The 13,650-nt window shown below is 71.2% G+C and carries 14 protein-coding genes; 6 read left to right on the forward strand and 8 right to left on the reverse strand.

The window, feature by feature from the left end:
- Window positions 1-6: 6 nt before the first annotated feature.
- Window positions 7-660 carry a response regulator transcription factor gene (locus tag ACFWM2_RS35535; protein ID WP_383288763.1) on the reverse strand — a complete coding sequence of 218 codons (654 nt, stop codon included), beginning with the start codon at window positions 658-660 and terminating at the stop codon, window positions 7-9.
- Window positions 661-1,084: 424 nt separating this feature from the next.
- On the opposite strand from ACFWM2_RS35535, the gene ACFWM2_RS35540 reads away from it, so the two are divergent.
- A complete protein-coding gene (locus ACFWM2_RS35540; protein ID WP_383288766.1) occupies window positions 1,085-1,255 on the forward strand; it encodes a hypothetical protein in 171 nt (56 codons plus the stop codon).
- Between the two features lie 103 nt (window positions 1,256-1,358).
- Here the strand turns inward: ACFWM2_RS35540 and ACFWM2_RS35545 are convergent, their stop codons facing one another.
- Both ACFWM2_RS35545 and ACFWM2_RS35550 read right to left on the reverse strand, forming a co-directional pair.
- Complete coding sequence (locus tag ACFWM2_RS35545; protein WP_383288769.1) at window positions 1,359-2,183, reverse strand: inositol monophosphatase family protein; 825 nt, start codon at window positions 2,181-2,183, stop codon at window positions 1,359-1,361.
- Entirely contained in the window at window positions 2,180-3,307 is a 1,128-nt protein-coding gene (locus tag ACFWM2_RS35550) for a ferrochelatase (protein ID WP_383288772.1), read from the reverse strand. Before ACFWM2_RS35550 ends, ACFWM2_RS35545 begins: the two co-directional genes overlap by 4 nt.
- A gap of 126 nt (window positions 3,308-3,433) precedes the next feature.
- Here ACFWM2_RS35550 and ACFWM2_RS35555 point away from each other — a divergent pair, with 126 nt between their 5' ends.
- Window positions 3,434-4,672, forward strand: a complete 1,239-nt coding sequence (locus ACFWM2_RS35555) for an MFS transporter (RefSeq protein ID WP_383288775.1) — start codon at window positions 3,434-3,436, stop codon at window positions 4,670-4,672.
- The gene (locus ACFWM2_RS35560) at window positions 4,632-5,951 is read left to right on the forward strand and encodes a D-arabinono-1,4-lactone oxidase (RefSeq protein ID WP_383288778.1); all 1,320 of its coding nucleotides are present in this window, start codon (window positions 4,632-4,634) and stop codon (window positions 5,949-5,951) included. Before ACFWM2_RS35555 ends, ACFWM2_RS35560 begins: the two co-directional genes overlap by 41 nt.
- Here ACFWM2_RS35560 and ACFWM2_RS35565 read toward each other — a convergent pair.
- The gene (locus tag ACFWM2_RS35565) at window positions 5,875-6,642 is read right to left on the reverse strand and encodes a hypothetical protein (protein WP_383288781.1); all 768 of its coding nucleotides are present in this window, start codon (window positions 6,640-6,642) and stop codon (window positions 5,875-5,877) included. The genes ACFWM2_RS35560 and ACFWM2_RS35565 overlap by 77 nt on opposite strands.
- Before the next feature lie 472 nt (window positions 6,643-7,114).
- On the opposite strand from ACFWM2_RS35565, the gene sepH reads away from it, so the two are divergent.
- Window positions 7,115-8,173 carry a septation protein SepH gene (gene sepH / locus ACFWM2_RS35570; RefSeq protein WP_383288784.1) on the forward strand — a complete coding sequence of 353 codons (1,059 nt, stop codon included), beginning with the start codon at window positions 7,115-7,117 and terminating at the stop codon, window positions 8,171-8,173.
- A gap of 293 nt (window positions 8,174-8,466) precedes the next feature.
- Here the strand turns inward: sepH and ACFWM2_RS35575 are convergent, their stop codons facing one another.
- Entirely contained in the window at window positions 8,467-9,294 is an 828-nt protein-coding gene (locus tag ACFWM2_RS35575; RefSeq protein WP_383288787.1) for a sulfurtransferase, read from the reverse strand.
- A gap of 324 nt (window positions 9,295-9,618) precedes the next feature.
- On the opposite strand from ACFWM2_RS35575, the gene ACFWM2_RS35580 reads away from it, so the two are divergent.
- Window positions 9,619-10,425: a VOC family protein gene (locus ACFWM2_RS35580; protein ID WP_383288790.1), complete on the forward strand. Its 807-nt coding sequence runs from the start codon at window positions 9,619-9,621 to the stop codon at window positions 10,423-10,425.
- A 100-nt stretch (window positions 10,426-10,525) separates the two neighbouring features.
- A complete protein-coding gene (locus ACFWM2_RS35585; protein WP_383288793.1) occupies window positions 10,526-11,077 on the forward strand; it encodes a DUF4352 domain-containing protein in 552 nt (183 codons plus the stop codon).
- Between the two features lie 2 nt (window positions 11,078-11,079).
- On the opposite strand, the gene ACFWM2_RS35590 is transcribed toward ACFWM2_RS35585, so the two are convergent.
- From ACFWM2_RS35590 to ACFWM2_RS35600, 3 genes are all read right to left on the reverse strand, one after another.
- Window positions 11,080-11,727: a thymidine kinase gene (locus ACFWM2_RS35590; RefSeq protein ID WP_383288796.1), complete on the reverse strand. Its 648-nt coding sequence runs from the start codon at window positions 11,725-11,727 to the stop codon at window positions 11,080-11,082.
- A gap of 79 nt (window positions 11,728-11,806) precedes the next feature.
- On the reverse strand, window positions 11,807-13,045 hold the full coding sequence (locus ACFWM2_RS35595) for an alkaline phosphatase family protein (RefSeq protein ID WP_383288799.1): 1,239 nt from the start codon (window positions 13,043-13,045) through the stop codon (window positions 11,807-11,809).
- Window positions 13,045-13,641 carry a DUF5998 family protein gene (locus tag ACFWM2_RS35600; protein ID WP_383288802.1) on the reverse strand — a complete coding sequence of 199 codons (597 nt, stop codon included), beginning with the start codon at window positions 13,639-13,641 and terminating at the stop codon, window positions 13,045-13,047. Before ACFWM2_RS35600 ends, ACFWM2_RS35595 begins: the two co-directional genes overlap by 1 nt.
- Between the last annotated feature and the right edge of the window lie 9 nt (window positions 13,642-13,650).

The following is a 13,650-nucleotide window of genomic DNA, read 5'->3' on the forward strand; positions in this document are numbered from 1 at the left end:
GGGGTCTCAGATCCGGTAGCCGGAGCCGGGCACGGTGACGATCACCGGGGGCTCGCTCAGCTTGCGGCGCAGCGTCATCACGGTCACCCGTACGACGTTCGTGAACGGATCCGTGTTCTCGTCCCAGGCCTTCTCCAGGAGCTGCTCGGCGGAGACGACGGCGCCCTCACTGCGCAGCAGCACCTCCAGGACGGCGAACTCCTTCGGCGCGAGCTGGACCTCCTTGCCGTCGCGGAAGACCTCGCGGCGGTTCGGGTCGAGCTTGATGCCGGCGCGCTCCAGGACGGGCGGCAGCGGCACGCTCGTACGACGGCCGAGGGCGCGCACGCGCGCGGTGAGCTCGCTGAACGCGAAGGGCTTGGGGAGGTAGTCGTCGGCGCCGATCTCCAGGCCCTCGACCCGGTCGCTGACGTCTCCGGACGCGGTGAGCATCAGCACGCGCGTGGGCATGCCGAGCTCGACGATCTTGCGGCAGACGTCGTCGCCGTGCACCAGCGGGAGGTCGCGATCGAGGACGACCACGTCGTAGTCGTTCACCCCGATGCGCTCCAGCGCGGCCGCGCCGTCGTACACGACGTCGACGGCCATGGCCTCGCGGCGCAGTCCGGTGGCCACCGCATCGGCGAGCAGCTGCTCGTCCTCGACGACGAGTACGCGCACGTCGCTGTCCTTCCTGTGTCCACCCGCGTAGCGCCCCTCGGGCACGCGCGGGCGGGGTCTGATGAGGTCCCCCCGACTCGAGCGCAGGCGGGAGCGGAGGATGAGGCCTCCATCCTGCCCTTTTCGACCATAAGTCGGCTGTAAGGCGGGTGCGGCGGCCGGGAATGCCAGATTTTCTCGGCCGGTTGAGGTTTCCACGGAAGAGAGCGCGGGGAGGACGGCTTTACACCCCGCGATCACGCTCTGTTTGTGGCACGCCACCTTGTGGTGGGCCGGACCGCTTTCCGCAGAGCGGGCGTGGGTGTCCGGCACCGTCGCCGCCCGGCCGGGCTGCGCTGGGCACCCCATCTGGAGACGTGATCGCCCCTTCCGAACGGCACACCCCCGTGCCACAGACCCACGACCCAGGACGAGGGGGCGCAGCATGGACGCTTTCACCGCAGGACTTCTGCAGCGCATAAGGGCGACCGAGTCCGACCTGACGCGGGCTCGCGAGACTGGCGACGACTTCCTCGCGGAGGTCGAGCAGGCCGAGCTGGACGACCTGCACCGCCTGGCCGCCGAGCACGGTGTGGAGGTCGCGACTCGCGTCTGACGCGGTTGCTACGAGAGCGGGGCCCCGGCATCGATCCAGTGCCGGGGTCCCGCTTTCGTCGTGTCCGCCGTCCGTCGCGGCGCGCAGCGTGCCTCGTGCGGCGTCAGTCGTGCCAGGCGCCGAGGGCTTCCAGGCGGGCCTGGAGGGGCTCGAAGAGGCCGGGCGGGGCTGCGACGGTCAGTTCGGTGGACAGGGCCTCTCCGGGGCGGCCACCGGTCAGGGCGCCCGCCTCGCGGGCGATCAGGTCGCCCGCCGCGTAGTCCCACGGGTTCAGTCCGCGTTCGTAGTACGCGTCCAGGCGGCCCGTCGCCACGTCGCACAGGTCGATCGCCGCCGAGCCACCGCGGCGGATGTCCCGCACCTCGGGGACCAGCTGCCGCAGGACCTCGGCCTGCCGGGCCCGGCGGTCGGCGAGATAGCCGAAGCCGGTGCCGACGAGGGCCGACCCGAAGGCGGGCGCGGGCCGCACGCGCGCGGGATGCTCGTTCACATGGGCGCCCTCGCCCAGGACAGCGCGGTAGGTCTCGCCGCGCAGGGGTGCGTGCACCACGCCGACGAGGGTCTCGCCGTCCTTGCGAGCCGCGATCGAGACGGCCCAACTGGGCAGCCCGTAAAGGTAGTTGACCGTCCCGTCGATCGGGTCGATCACCCACTGGACACCATTCGTGCCCTCGACGCTGGCGCCCTCCTCGCCGATCACACCGTCCTCCGGCCTGCGGTCGGCGATGAGGCCCGTGATCAGCTTCTCCGAGGCGATGTCCATCTCCGTGACGACATCGACGGCGCTGGACTTGGTGGCGGCCACGCCGAGGTCGGCCGGTCGGCCGTCGCGCAGGAAGTCGCCCGCGCGGTGCGCGGCCTCCAGCGCGAGCTCCAGGAGCTCGGCCTTGAGCTGGTCGTTCGCAGGGTCGGTCACGTCGCTCCTCATGCGTACGGGCTGTCGGCGCCCGCGGCGGCGGGCCTGGGGGCGCGGGCGGGGCAGCAGCCCACCGGACACAGGTCGTGGCTCGGGGCGAGCGCTCCGAGGGCACAGGGCGCCACCTGGTGGCCGCCCTCGGTTGCGGCGCGCTCCAGGACGAGGTCACGGACGGCCGCGGCGAACCGCGGGTCGGCGCCCACCGTGGCCGAGCGGCGCACCGGCAGTCCCAGCTCCTCGGCCTTGACCTTCGCCTCCGTGTCGAGGTCGTAGAGCACTTCCATGTGGTCCGAGACGAACCCGATGGGCGCCATCACGACGGCCGGGACCCCGGCGCCGTGCAGCTCCTCCAGGTGGTCGCAGATGTCGGGCTCGAGCCAGGGGATGTGCGGGGCTCCGGAGCGCGACTGGTAGACGAGCCGCCAGGGGTGCTCGGTCCCGGTCTGCTCCCGTACGGCATCCGCGATCAGCCGCGCCACCTCCAGGTGCTGCCGCACGTACGCACCGCCGTCGCCGTGGTCCTCGACGGGCCCGGAGGTGTCGGCGGCTGCGACCGGGATGGAGTGCGTGGTGAAGGCCAGGTGGGCGCCCGCCCGGACGTCCTCGGGGAGCTCGGCCAGGGACTCCAGGACGCCGTCGATCATGGGGCGCACGAAGCCGGGGTGGTTGAAGTAGTGCCGCAGCTTGTCGATCCTCGGCAGCTCCAGGCCCTCGGCCTCCAGGGTGGCCAGCGCCTCCGCGAGGTTCTCGCGGTACTGGCGGCAGCCCGAGTAGGACGCGTAGGCGCTGGTGGCCAGGACGAGGATGCGCCGTCGGCCGTCGCCGGCCATCTCGCGCAGGGTGTCGGTCAGATAGGGCGCCCAGTTGCGGTTGCCCCAGTACACGGGCAGGTCCAGGCCGTGCTCCGCGAAGTCCTTGCGCAGGGCATCGAGCAGCGCGCGGTTCTGGTCGTTGATGGGACTGACCCCGCCGAACCGGAAGTAGTGCTGCCCCACTTCCTTGAGCCGCTCCCTGGGGATGCCGCGTCCGCGCGTCACGTTCTCCAGGAACGGGACCACGTCGTCCGGGCCCTCGGGGCCGCCGAACGAGAGCAGGAGCAGGGCGTCGTAGGGTCTGGCGTCGAGCACGTCTGGCATGTCTCGATCCTGCCACCCGCCTCCGACAGCCGGGATCCCGGCCCGCGTTCGGGCGTGCGTGAGGGTTGCCCGACCCGTAAGCTGTATCGGCTAGCTTCACGCCTTACCGGCCCCCGGAGACCCCTCGTGCCCAGCCCGTACCGTGCCCTGTTCGCCGCCCCCGGCTCCAAGGGTTTCTCCACCGCGGGCTTCCTCGGACGGATGCCGCTGTCGATGATGGGCATCGGCGTGGTCACGATGATCTCCCAGCTCACCGGGCGCTACGGCCTCGCGGGCGCGCTGTCGGCGGCCATGGCGCTGGCCGCCGCGGTGATGGGTCCCCAGGTCTCGCGTCTGGTGGACCGGTACGGGCAGCGGCGGGTGCTGCGGCCCGTGACGCTCTTCGCGCTCGTCGCGGCCGCGGGCCTGCTGATCGCCGCGCACTACGAGTGGCCCGACTGGGTGCTGTTCGTCTGCTCGGCCGGCATCGGCTGCGTGCCCAGCATCGGGGCGATGATCAGGGCGCGCTGGGCTGCCCTCTACCGGGGCACTCCGCAGCTGCACACCGCGTACTCCTTCGAGTCCGTGGTCGACGAGATCTGCTTCATCTTCGGACCGATCATTTCCATCGGTCTGTCCACGGCCTGGTTCCCGGAGGCGGGCCCGCTGCTCGCCGCCTGCTTCCTCGCGACCGGCGTCTTCTGGCTGACGTCCCAGCGCGGCACCGAGCCCGTACCGCATCCGCGCGAGCACCACTCCCGCGGTTCGGCGCTGCGCTCGGCCGGTCTCCAGGTGCTGGTGGCCACCTTCGTGGCGACCGGGGCGATCTTCGGCGCGGTGGACGTGGTCACCGTGGCCTTCGCCGAGGAGCAGGGCCACAAGGGCGCGGCGAGCGTGGTCCTCGCGCTGTACGCGGCGGGATCCTGCGCGGCGGGCGCCGTGTTCGGGCTGCTGCGCTTCTCCGGGGCGCCCGAACGCCGGTGGCTGCTGGGCATATGCGCGATGGCCGTGAGTATGATCCCCCTCCTACTGGTCGGAAACTTGCCGTTCCTGGCCGTGGCGCTGTTCGTTGCGGGCCTGTCCATCGCACCCACGATGATCACGACGATGTCCCTCATCGAACAGCACGTTCCACGCGCGAAACTGACCGAGGGAATGACCTGGGTGAGCACCGGACTCGCGGTCGGGGTCGCGCTCGGCTCCTCCGTGTCCGGCTGGGTGATCGACGCCGCCGGAGCGAAGGCCGGGTACGGGGTTCCGGCGGTGTCCGGAGCCGTCGCGGTCGCGGTGGGTTTCCTCGGGTATCGCCGGCTCAACAGGCCGGTTCCGCAGCGGGGAGGGACCCATGAGCAGCACACCGAGCGGCAAGAGCGCCACGTGGCGTAACTGGGCCGGGAACGTCACAGCCCGTCCGGTGCGAGAGGTCGCTCCCGCCTCCGTCGAGGAGCTCTCCGCGGCCGTGCGCCGAGCCGCCGAGGAGGGCCTGAAGGTGAAGGCCGTCGGCACCGGGCACTCGTTCACGGCGGCCGCGGCGACCGACGGCGTCCTCATCCGCCCTCAGCTGCTGACCGGCATCCGCGGGATCGACCGCGAGGCCGGCACCGTCACCGTCGAGGCGGGCACCCCGCTCAAGCGCCTCAACCTGGCCCTGGCCCGCGAGGGACTGTCGCTCACGAACATGGGCGACATCATGGAGCAGACGGTGTCGGGCGCGACCAGCACCGGAACCCATGGCACAGGGCGCGACTCAGCCTCGATCGCCGCGCAGATCAAAGGACTTGAGCTGGTCACGGCGGACGGCTCGGTGCTCACCTGCTCCGAGAAGGAGAACCCCGACGTCTTCGCGGCGGCCCGGATAGGCATCGGCGCCCTGGGGATCGTCACCGCGATCACCTTCTCCGTAGAGCCCGTTTTTCTGCTCACCGCGCGCGAGGAGCCGATGACCTTCGACAAGGTCACCGCCGACTTCGACGAACTCTTCGCGGAGAACGAGCACTTCGAGTTCTACTGGTTCCCGCACACCGGCAACTGCAACACCAAGCGCAACAACCGCAGCGCGGGTCCCGAGAGGCCGGTGGGGCGGCTCAGCGGCTGGATCGAGGACGAGTTCCTCTCCAACGGCGTCTTCCACGTGGCCAATCTGGTCGGCCGGGCCGTGCCCGCGGCCATCCCGACGATCGCGTCGGTCTCCAGCCGCGCCCTGTCCGCGCGGACGTACACCGACATCCCTTACAAGGTCTTCACTTCGCCGCGCCGGGTGCGCTTCGTGGAGATGGAGTACGCCGTTCCGCGCGAGGCCCTCGTCGAGACGCTGCGCGAGCTGCGGACGATGGTCGACCGCTCGACGCTGCGGGTCAGCTTCCCCGTGGAGGTCCGCACGGCTCCCGCCGACGACATCACGCTCTCCACGGCGTCCGGCCGGGAGAGCGCCTACATCGCCGTGCACATGTTCAAGGGCACCCCCTATCAGGCGTACTTCACCGCCGCGGAGCGGATCTTCACCGCGCACGGCGGACGGCCGCACTGGGGCAAGGTGCACACGCGAGACGCGGAGTACTTCTCCGAGGTCTATCCGCGCTTCGGCGAGTTCACTGCCCTGAGGGATCGACTCGACCCGGATCGGCGCTTTGGGAACGACTACTTGCGCCGGGTCCTGGGGTCGTAGGCACGCTGGGCGAGGGCGGCGGTGTCGAGGCGCCGTCGGTGCCCTGACTGTCCGTTGAGCCGGGCGTCGGTGTCGGGCTCTGCGCCTTCCCGCCGTCGCCGCTCCGCGGGGAGTCGCTCTCCGACGGCGTGGGACCGTTGCCCGCGGACGGCGTCGGCGAGGGATCAGGGGATGGCGCATCACCGGACGAGGGCGCCTTGTTGTGGCCGGACAGGGCGTCGCCGACGGTGGTGCTGCCGCCCCCGCTGAAGCTGTTGCCCGATGCCAGTTCGTACGTGCTGATGCCGGCCATGGTGACGCCGAAGACGAGGGCCGCGGCGAGCACCGGCCGCTTCCAGCTCCTGACCCGCGCCCGGTAGACGGTTCCCGCACCGAAGCCCTCACCGAATTCCGCACCGAACTCATTTACGGGAGTCGCCACTTGGCTTTCCGGCAGCGGTTTCGGTCTGGTCGGCACCGTCACATCGCGGATCTGTTCGCCGGTCCGCCGGAAGAAGTGCTGGAAGACCGTGCCCCCGCAGGTGGCGATCGCGCTCACCACTCCCGCGCCGAGGATCGTCCCGTACACCCCGAAGTAGGAGGCGAGTTTGGCCGCCACCACCGCGGCCACGGCGCTTCCCGCGACCTGCGGGACACTCAGCTCCACCCGCTTCCTCTTCGGCTTCTCCGCGGTTTCGGACTTCTCACCCATTCCCGAACCTTGCCTACCTTTCCCGTACTTGATCGACCGGCTGCACGAGAAAAGGACGTATGGGCGAAACCATAAGTTCCGTTTCGGGCGATTTCGTGAAGTGCGCCACGTTTCAAGGTGACAAGGGCCGCACATCGGGCGGCCAACTCCCGCCCCCCATGAGAAGTTGAGCGGCGCGGCGATCCACGCACGTGGCCCGAATGGAGTACTGTTGCGAGCCCTGGGTCCGGACTCCCGCCAGGGTGTCCGGGGCCTTGCAGGACCGCCGGGAGGGGGCTCGTTGCACAGGGTGATGGAGTTCGTCACTTAGCGTTGCGAATAGGTAACCGTGCCATAACGGCGCTCCCGGGCCTGTGCCCGACACGCCGGGCAACTCGGCAAGGTTGTGGCAGGCTGCGCCCGGGCAGGCCACACTCGACTAGCGGAAGCAGCGACGCACGTGACGTCGGCAGGCACCACCCGGGAGGTCCCCATGCCCGAACTGCGTGTCGTGGCCGTCTCTAACGACGGCACACGGCTGGTGCTGAAGGCTGCGGACAGCACGGAGTACACGCTTCCGATTGACGAACGTCTCCGTGCCGCCGTGCGCGGCGACCGTCCCCGCCTCGGCCAGATCGAGATCGAGGTGGAGAGCCATCTCCGCCCCCGAGACATTCAGGCGCGTATACGCGCCGGCGCCTCCGCGGAGGAGGTCGCACAGCTCGCCGGCATCCCCGTCGATCGCGTACGCCGCTTCGAGGGTCCCGTGCTGGCCGAGCGCGCCTTCATGGCCGAGCGGGCCCGGAAGACTCCGGTCCGCCGCCCCGGTGAGAACGCCGGACCCCAGCTCGGTGAGGCGGTCCAGGAGCGACTGCTGATCCGCGGCGCGGAGAAGGACACCGTCCAGTGGGACTCGTGGCGCCGCGACGACGGCACCTGGGAAGTGCTGCTGGTCTACCTGGTGGCGGGTGAGCCCCACTCGGCGAGCTGGACGTACGACCCGCCCCGGCGGCTCGTCCAGGCCGTCGACGACGAGGCACGCTCGCTGATCGGTGAGTCCGAGGACCTCGCGGCGCCCGAGCCGAGCTTCCCGTTCGTGCCGCGGATCGCCCGGCTGCCGCGCGACCGTCCGCTGGACCGCGCCCTGGACCGGCAGATGGAGCGCCCGAGCCCGCCGGCGCCGCCGGCCGAGCCCGTCGAGGAGACCGCGAGCGAGCGCGATTCGCTCACCAGTCTTCTGGAGGCGGTGCCCAGCTTCCGCGGCGACATGGTGGTGCCCGAGCGTCCCTCGACCACGGAGCGGCCTGCCGCCGAGGAGCCGCCGGCTCCCGAGCCCGAGGCGGAGGAGCCCCCGGCTCCCGCGGCCTCGGCCGGCGCCGGTTCTGCCTACGCGGACGTCCTCATGCCCCGCTCGGTCGGCAGCCATCGCGACCGTCTCGTCGGTGCCACCGACCGCCAGGCCGAGGCCGACGGCGTCCGGCCGGGCCGCCGCGCGGCGGTCCCGAGCTGGGACGAGATCGTCTTCGGTACGCGCCGGAAGAAGCAGGAGTAGTCACCGGTCCGAGGACTGCTGCGCACGCTACGGACGCAGCAGGACTACGGACGCAGAAGACTGCGGACCCACTTGTACGAGGAAGGGGCCCGCGCCCGGTTGGGTGCGGGCCCTTCTCCATGTCCGAGGGCGGGGCTGGTGCCGGCCCCTTCTCCATGTCCGAGGCCGGGGCTGGTGCCGGCCCCTTCCCTGCGCCCAGGGCCCAGACCACTGCGGGCCTCTCCCCTGCGCCCGAGGGCGGCCGAGCGCCGGGCCGGCCTCCCCCGCCTCGCCGGGGAGAGTCGACGTAGGAACTACTGCGGGTCCGGTCCGACCGCCACCGGACGGCTGCCGTCCCGGGACCACTCCGACCAGGAACCCACGTAGAGCGCCGCCGGGATGCCGGCGACGTCCAGGGCGAGGATCTGCTGGGCGGCCGAGACGCCGGAACCGCAGTAGACACCGACCTCGGTGTCGCCGGTCGCCCCCAGGGACTTGAAGCGTTCGGCCAATTCGACGGCGGGTCGCAGGCGGCCGTTTTCGGCCACGTTGTCCGCGGTCGGCGCCGAGACCGCGCCCGGGATGTGGCCCGCGACCGGGTCGATCGGCTCGACCTCGCCGCGGTAGCGCTCGCCGGCCCGGGCGTCGAGGAGCAGACCGGTGCGGGCGAGGGCCGCGGCTCCTTCCGCGTCGATCAGCGGGAGTGCGCCCGGTGCCGGCACGAAGGTCCCCGGCGACGGGTCCGGCACCTCCGACGTCAACGCGCCGCCCCAGGCGGCCAGCCCGCCGTCAAGCACACGCACCGACGGATGCCCCGTCCAGCGCAACAGCCACCAGGCCCGCGCGGAGGCCCACCCGAGGCCACCGTCGTACACAACGACATCGCGGTCCGTCGAGACCCCGGCTGCCCTCATCGCGGCTCCGAACACCTCCGGGTCGGGCAGCGGATGCCGGCCCCCAGCACCCGGCGTACCTGCCAGTTCGGATTCCAGATCGATGAAAACGGCGCCTGGGAGATGTGCCTTCTCGTACTCGGGCCGCAGATTCGGGCTGCCCATCTGGTAGCGCACATCGAGGAGCACCGGAGGGTGGGGGCCGGCCAACTCGCCGACGAGTTCGGATGTGGAGATGATGGCGTTCATGGCCACCATCCTTGCGCACGGGGTGGCCGCGTCGTCCAGGTCCGGCTACTCTGCTCCGCCGGACAGCCCCGATCACGTGGCGTATGGGATCGGGCACATGCTGTACAGCTGATGGCCACCGGACGGCAACGGCGCGGAAACGGACGGGAAACCGCAAATCGGGCATCCTCCCGCGGTAGAAGGGCCTCCGGCGGCGCGGCCGGAGCGCGCGGTGCGACCGGTGGTGCCAACATCGGCACGGGGCGTGCACGCGCGTGGCTGCGGTACGCGCATGCGTAGGCGGAAGTCGACCGGCCACCGCGAGGGGCCAAGGAGAGAGTGACGATGACCGAGGCACGGGGGTCCGCGGGCCGCCTGAACGGCACCACGCACGCTGGGCGTACGCCCGGCACACCGTGTTGGGTGAGCCTGATGGTGCACGGGATGGCGGCGACCCAGGACTTCTACGGAGCGCTGTTCGGCTGGGAGTTCCAGCCCGGCCCCCAGCAACTCGGCCCCTACGCTCGGGCTCTCCTCGACGGCAACGAGGTGGCAGGCATCGGTCAGCTGCCGCCCGACCGGCATCTGCCCATCGCCTGGACCCCGTATCTCGCCACGGACGACGTGAACCAGACAGCCGAGACCGTACGGCACTCCGGCGGCACCGTCGGTGTCGGTCCCCTCGACGCCGCCGACGCCGGCCGGCTCGCCATCGCGTCCGACCCGACGGGCGCCGTCTTCGGCATCTGGCAGGCGTCGGATCATCTGGGCACCGGGATCACCGGGGTGCCCGGCACGCCCGCCTGGAACGAGCTCCTGACCCGCGACTCCGGGAGCGTCGCCAAGTTCTACCAGGGGGTCTTCGGCTACGAGCTGGAGCCGGTCGCGTCCGCCGACCTCGACTACGTCACCCTGTACATCGACGGGCGGCCGGTCGCGGGCATCCACGGCGTCGGCAGCGACCTGCCCCGTGACCGGGGTGCGCACTGGCTGACGTACTTCGAGGTCGCCGACACCGATGACGCCGTCGCACGCGTCGCCGACCTGGGCGGCCGGCTCCTGAAGCCCGCGCACGATTCGCCGCACGGCCGCATGGCCACGGTCGCGGACCCGGAGGGCGCCGTCTTCTCGCTGGTCCACAAGGCGGCCTGAGCCCGTCCCGCTCGCAGAAGCCTTCGCGGGAGCGGATCCTGAAGTCATCAGCAGGCTCCGCACACCGTCGCGAAGCACCTCGAGTTCACCGGGAGGAGCGATGCGTCGTTCCACCGTTCCCTGGGCGGCCGCTCTGCTCACCGCGCCGGTCCTGGCCCTGCTTCCGGCGGGGTTGGCCGCTTCCGCGATGGCCGCCGGCAGCGCTCACGCCGTGGCCGTTCAGGGCGACACGTCCGACGACAAGGTCGGGGACACGCTGCGCCTCACCGGCTTCAAGAAGGCCGAGGCGCTGGACGTGACGGTCACCAAGGTCGTCGACCCGACCCGCGCGGAGGACGCGTATCTGGTGCCGAGCGCGGGCAAGCACCTGGCCGCCGTCCAGTTCCGGCTCAGGAACACCGGCACCGCGGTCTACAAGGACTCGCCGTCGAACGGCGCGACCGTCGTCGACAAGCAGGGGCAGCGGTTCAACTCGTCGCTCTTCCCGACGAGGGCAGGCGCCGAGTTCCCGGCGACCGTGACGGTCCGTCCGGGCGGCACGGCGCTGGGGTTCATCTCCTTCGAGGTGCCGAACGGAACGAAGATCGTCGCTGTCCAGTTCGCCATGGAAAGCGGGTTCGCCGATGACGTCGGGGAGTGGTCCGTGCCCTGAGGTCAGGCGGAACCGATCGGCAGGACGTCCGGGGAGAGCGCGCTCGCATGGGCCGTCGCGGCCGTCATACGACGGCGGTGGTGGCGGCGGCAGAGCACCTCGTAGCCGACGGCGTCGGACTGGTTGACGTCACCGACGACCACCTGCGCCCCCTCGACCACCATCTCGCCGCCTATCGTGCGGGCGTTGTGCGTGGCGCGCGCCCCGCACCAGCACAGGGCCTCGACCTGGAGGACCTCGACCCGGTCGGCGAGCTCCACGAGGCGCTGGGAACCGGGGAAGAGCTTCGAGCGGAAGTCGGTGGTGATGCCGAAGGCGAAGACGTCGATGCCCAGGTCGTCCACGATGCGGGCCAGTTGGTCGATCTGCCCCGGCGTCAGGAACTGTGCCTCGTCCGCGATCACGTAGTCCGCGCGGCCACCCTGCGAGAGCTGGTCGACCACATACGCGTACACGTCCTGGTCGTCCGCCACCTCCACGGCGTCCGTGACCAGGCCGAGCCGGGAGGAGAGCTTGCCCTCGCCCGCTCGGTCGTCCCGGGTGAAGATCAGGCCCTGCAGGCCCCGCGCGGAGCGGTTGTGCTCGATCTGGAGAGCCAGCGTCGACTTCCCGCAGTCCATGGTTCCGGAGAAGAACACCAGCTCGGGCATGGCGAGTTGAGCACCTTTCGGCGGGCGGAAGCAGGGGACTTTCACGGGCGTGGCGGAGCTTCCGGGGCGGACGGAAACGTCAGGAGCGTACTTGGAGGAGCGGGACCAACTGCTCGACGGGGGTCATCGAGCCGTGGTTGCCGACCATCGCCGACTCCTTCGGCTCCCGCTCGGAGGCGATGATCAGGACGTCGTCCCGGGCCGCCGCGACCACGTCGCCGATCCGCCCGTACACCCGCTCGTCGATGTGCGGACCGAACCAGCCCGCCGCGATCGCCTCGTCGCGCGACGCGATCCAGAACTGCTCGCCGAGCACCTCGCGCCAGCACGTCAGGACGTCCGCCTGGGCACCGGGAACGGCGTAGACATGGCGGGCGCGGCCCTCGCCGCCCAGCAGGGCGACGCCGGCGCGCAGCTCCCAGTCCTCGTCGAAGTCGATGCGGTGCTGCTCGTCGAACGGGATGTCGATCATGCCGTGGTCCGCGGTGACGTACAGGGCCGTCCTCGGAGGCAGCTGTTCCGCCAGGCGCTGGACCAGGCGGTCGACGTACATCAACTGGCCGCGCCAGGGGTCCGAGTCCACGCCGAAGCGGTGGCCCTTGCCGTCCACCTCGGCGTAGTACGTGTAGACCAGGGAGCGGTCGCCCGCGGCCAGTTGCTCGGCCGCGAAGTCCATCCGGTCCTCGCCGGTCAGCCGGCCGTGGAACGTGCCGCCGCTGAGGGCAACCTTCGTCAGTGGCGTGTTCTGGAAGCCGGGCGACGAGACCTGGGCGGTGTGCACACCGGCCGCGTCCGCCAGCTGGAAGACGGTGGGGTACGGCTGCCAGGCGTGCGGATCCGTCCAGGGATTCCAGCGGAGCTGGTTCATCAGCGCGCCGGTCGCCGGGTTGCGCACGGTGTAACCGGGCAGGCCGTGCGCGCCGGGCGGCAGGCCGGTGCCGACCGAGGCGAGCGAGGTCGCGGTGGTGGCCGGGTAGCCCGCGGTGATCGGGCGGCCGGTGCCGCCTCGGGAGGACGCCAGCAGCGAGGTCATGAAAGGAGCCTCGTCCGGGTGTGCCTTCAGCTGCTCCCAGCCGAGCCCGTCGATCAGGAAGACGCAGTTCCGGTCGGCCTCGGTCAGTTCCGGTATGGCGGCGATCATGCCCGGTACGGCCATGCCCGCGGCGAGCGTGGGCAGCAGATCGGCCAGCGAGCCCGAGCCGTACTCGGGGACGGGGGCGGAGCCGACGGCGAGCGGCTCCGGGTCGACCCAGGCGGGAACAGGAGGGGCGGGCGCGGAACGCCCTCGGTCACGGGCGGCGGGGGACGGGTGGGACATCAGCGCGTGATGTCCGCGGTCGCCTCGGAGAGACACTGCGCGAAGGCGAGCGCCTGGCGCACCGTCTCCGGACCGTCCCCGGCCTCGCTGACGCGCAGGCTGAGGTCGTCCGCCGTCGAGTTGCCCGTGTAGCCGTGGTCCGCCTCGCAGTTGGGGTCGCCGCAGGCGGCGGGCTCCAGGTCGATACGGGAGACGGCGCCCCAGCCGATGGTCAGGACGACCTCGCGCGGCAGCGTGCCCGGCTTGTACGACTCGGGATTGGCCACGACCCGGCTCAGGACGACCGACGAGATCCGGCTGATCTTCACGGACTCGGTCGACGTCGTCGCGTACGGGGTCGGCGAGGTGGTGTCCGCGGCCTGCTCGTCGGTGTGGCTCACGATGAAGCGGTCGGCGGTCAGGACCAGGACCGTGACATGCCGGCGCACTTCGTTCGCGTCGAACGTCGTCTCCTGGTGGACCAGGAACGACCGGACGGCTTCGCCGCCGACGGCGGCTTCCACCGCCTCGGCCACGAGGGCCGGGTAGTAGCCGCTGCGCTCGATCGCCGCTCGCAGCCCCTGGGTCGTCGTACTGGTCTTGGCCATGACGTCCATCCTACGGTG

Origin of the sequence: Streptomyces sp. NPDC058371 (assembly GCF_042723265.1) — a bacterium.
Taxonomy (GTDB): Bacteria; Actinomycetota; Actinomycetes; order Streptomycetales; family Streptomycetaceae; genus Streptomyces.

Excerpts from the sequence above, each read along its gene's own strand:
- ACFWM2_RS35575 (WP_383288787.1), bottom strand. The coding sequence starts at position 9,294 with ATGAACGCCATCATCTCCACATCCGAACTCGTCGGCGAGTTGGCCGGC.
- sepH (WP_383288784.1), top strand. The coding sequence starts at position 7,115 with ATGCCCGAACTGCGTGTCGTGGCCGTCTCTAACGACGGCACACGGCTG.
- ACFWM2_RS35580 (WP_383288790.1), top strand. The coding sequence starts at position 9,619 with ATGACCGAGGCACGGGGGTCCGCGGGCCGCCTGAACGGCACCACGCAC.
- ACFWM2_RS35545 (WP_383288769.1), bottom strand. The coding sequence starts at position 2,183 with ATGAGGAGCGACGTGACCGACCCTGCGAACGACCAGCTCAAGGCCGAG.
- ACFWM2_RS35585 (WP_383288793.1), top strand. The coding sequence starts at position 10,526 with ATGCGTCGTTCCACCGTTCCCTGGGCGGCCGCTCTGCTCACCGCGCCG.
- ACFWM2_RS35550 (WP_383288772.1), bottom strand. The coding sequence starts at position 3,307 with ATGCCAGACGTGCTCGACGCCAGACCCTACGACGCCCTGCTCCTGCTC.
- ACFWM2_RS35565 (WP_383288781.1), bottom strand. The coding sequence starts at position 6,642 with ATGGGTGAGAAGTCCGAAACCGCGGAGAAGCCGAAGAGGAAGCGGGTG.
- ACFWM2_RS35595 (WP_383288799.1), bottom strand. The coding sequence starts at position 13,045 with ATGTCCCACCCGTCCCCCGCCGCCCGTGACCGAGGGCGTTCCGCGCCC.
- ACFWM2_RS35540 (WP_383288766.1), top strand. The coding sequence starts at position 1,085 with ATGGACGCTTTCACCGCAGGACTTCTGCAGCGCATAAGGGCGACCGAG.
- ACFWM2_RS35560 (WP_383288778.1), top strand. The coding sequence starts at position 4,632 with ATGAGCAGCACACCGAGCGGCAAGAGCGCCACGTGGCGTAACTGGGCC.
- ACFWM2_RS35600 (WP_383288802.1), bottom strand. The coding sequence starts at position 13,641 with ATGGACGTCATGGCCAAGACCAGTACGACGACCCAGGGGCTGCGAGCG.
- ACFWM2_RS35590 (WP_383288796.1), bottom strand. The coding sequence starts at position 11,727 with ATGCCCGAGCTGGTGTTCTTCTCCGGAACCATGGACTGCGGGAAGTCG.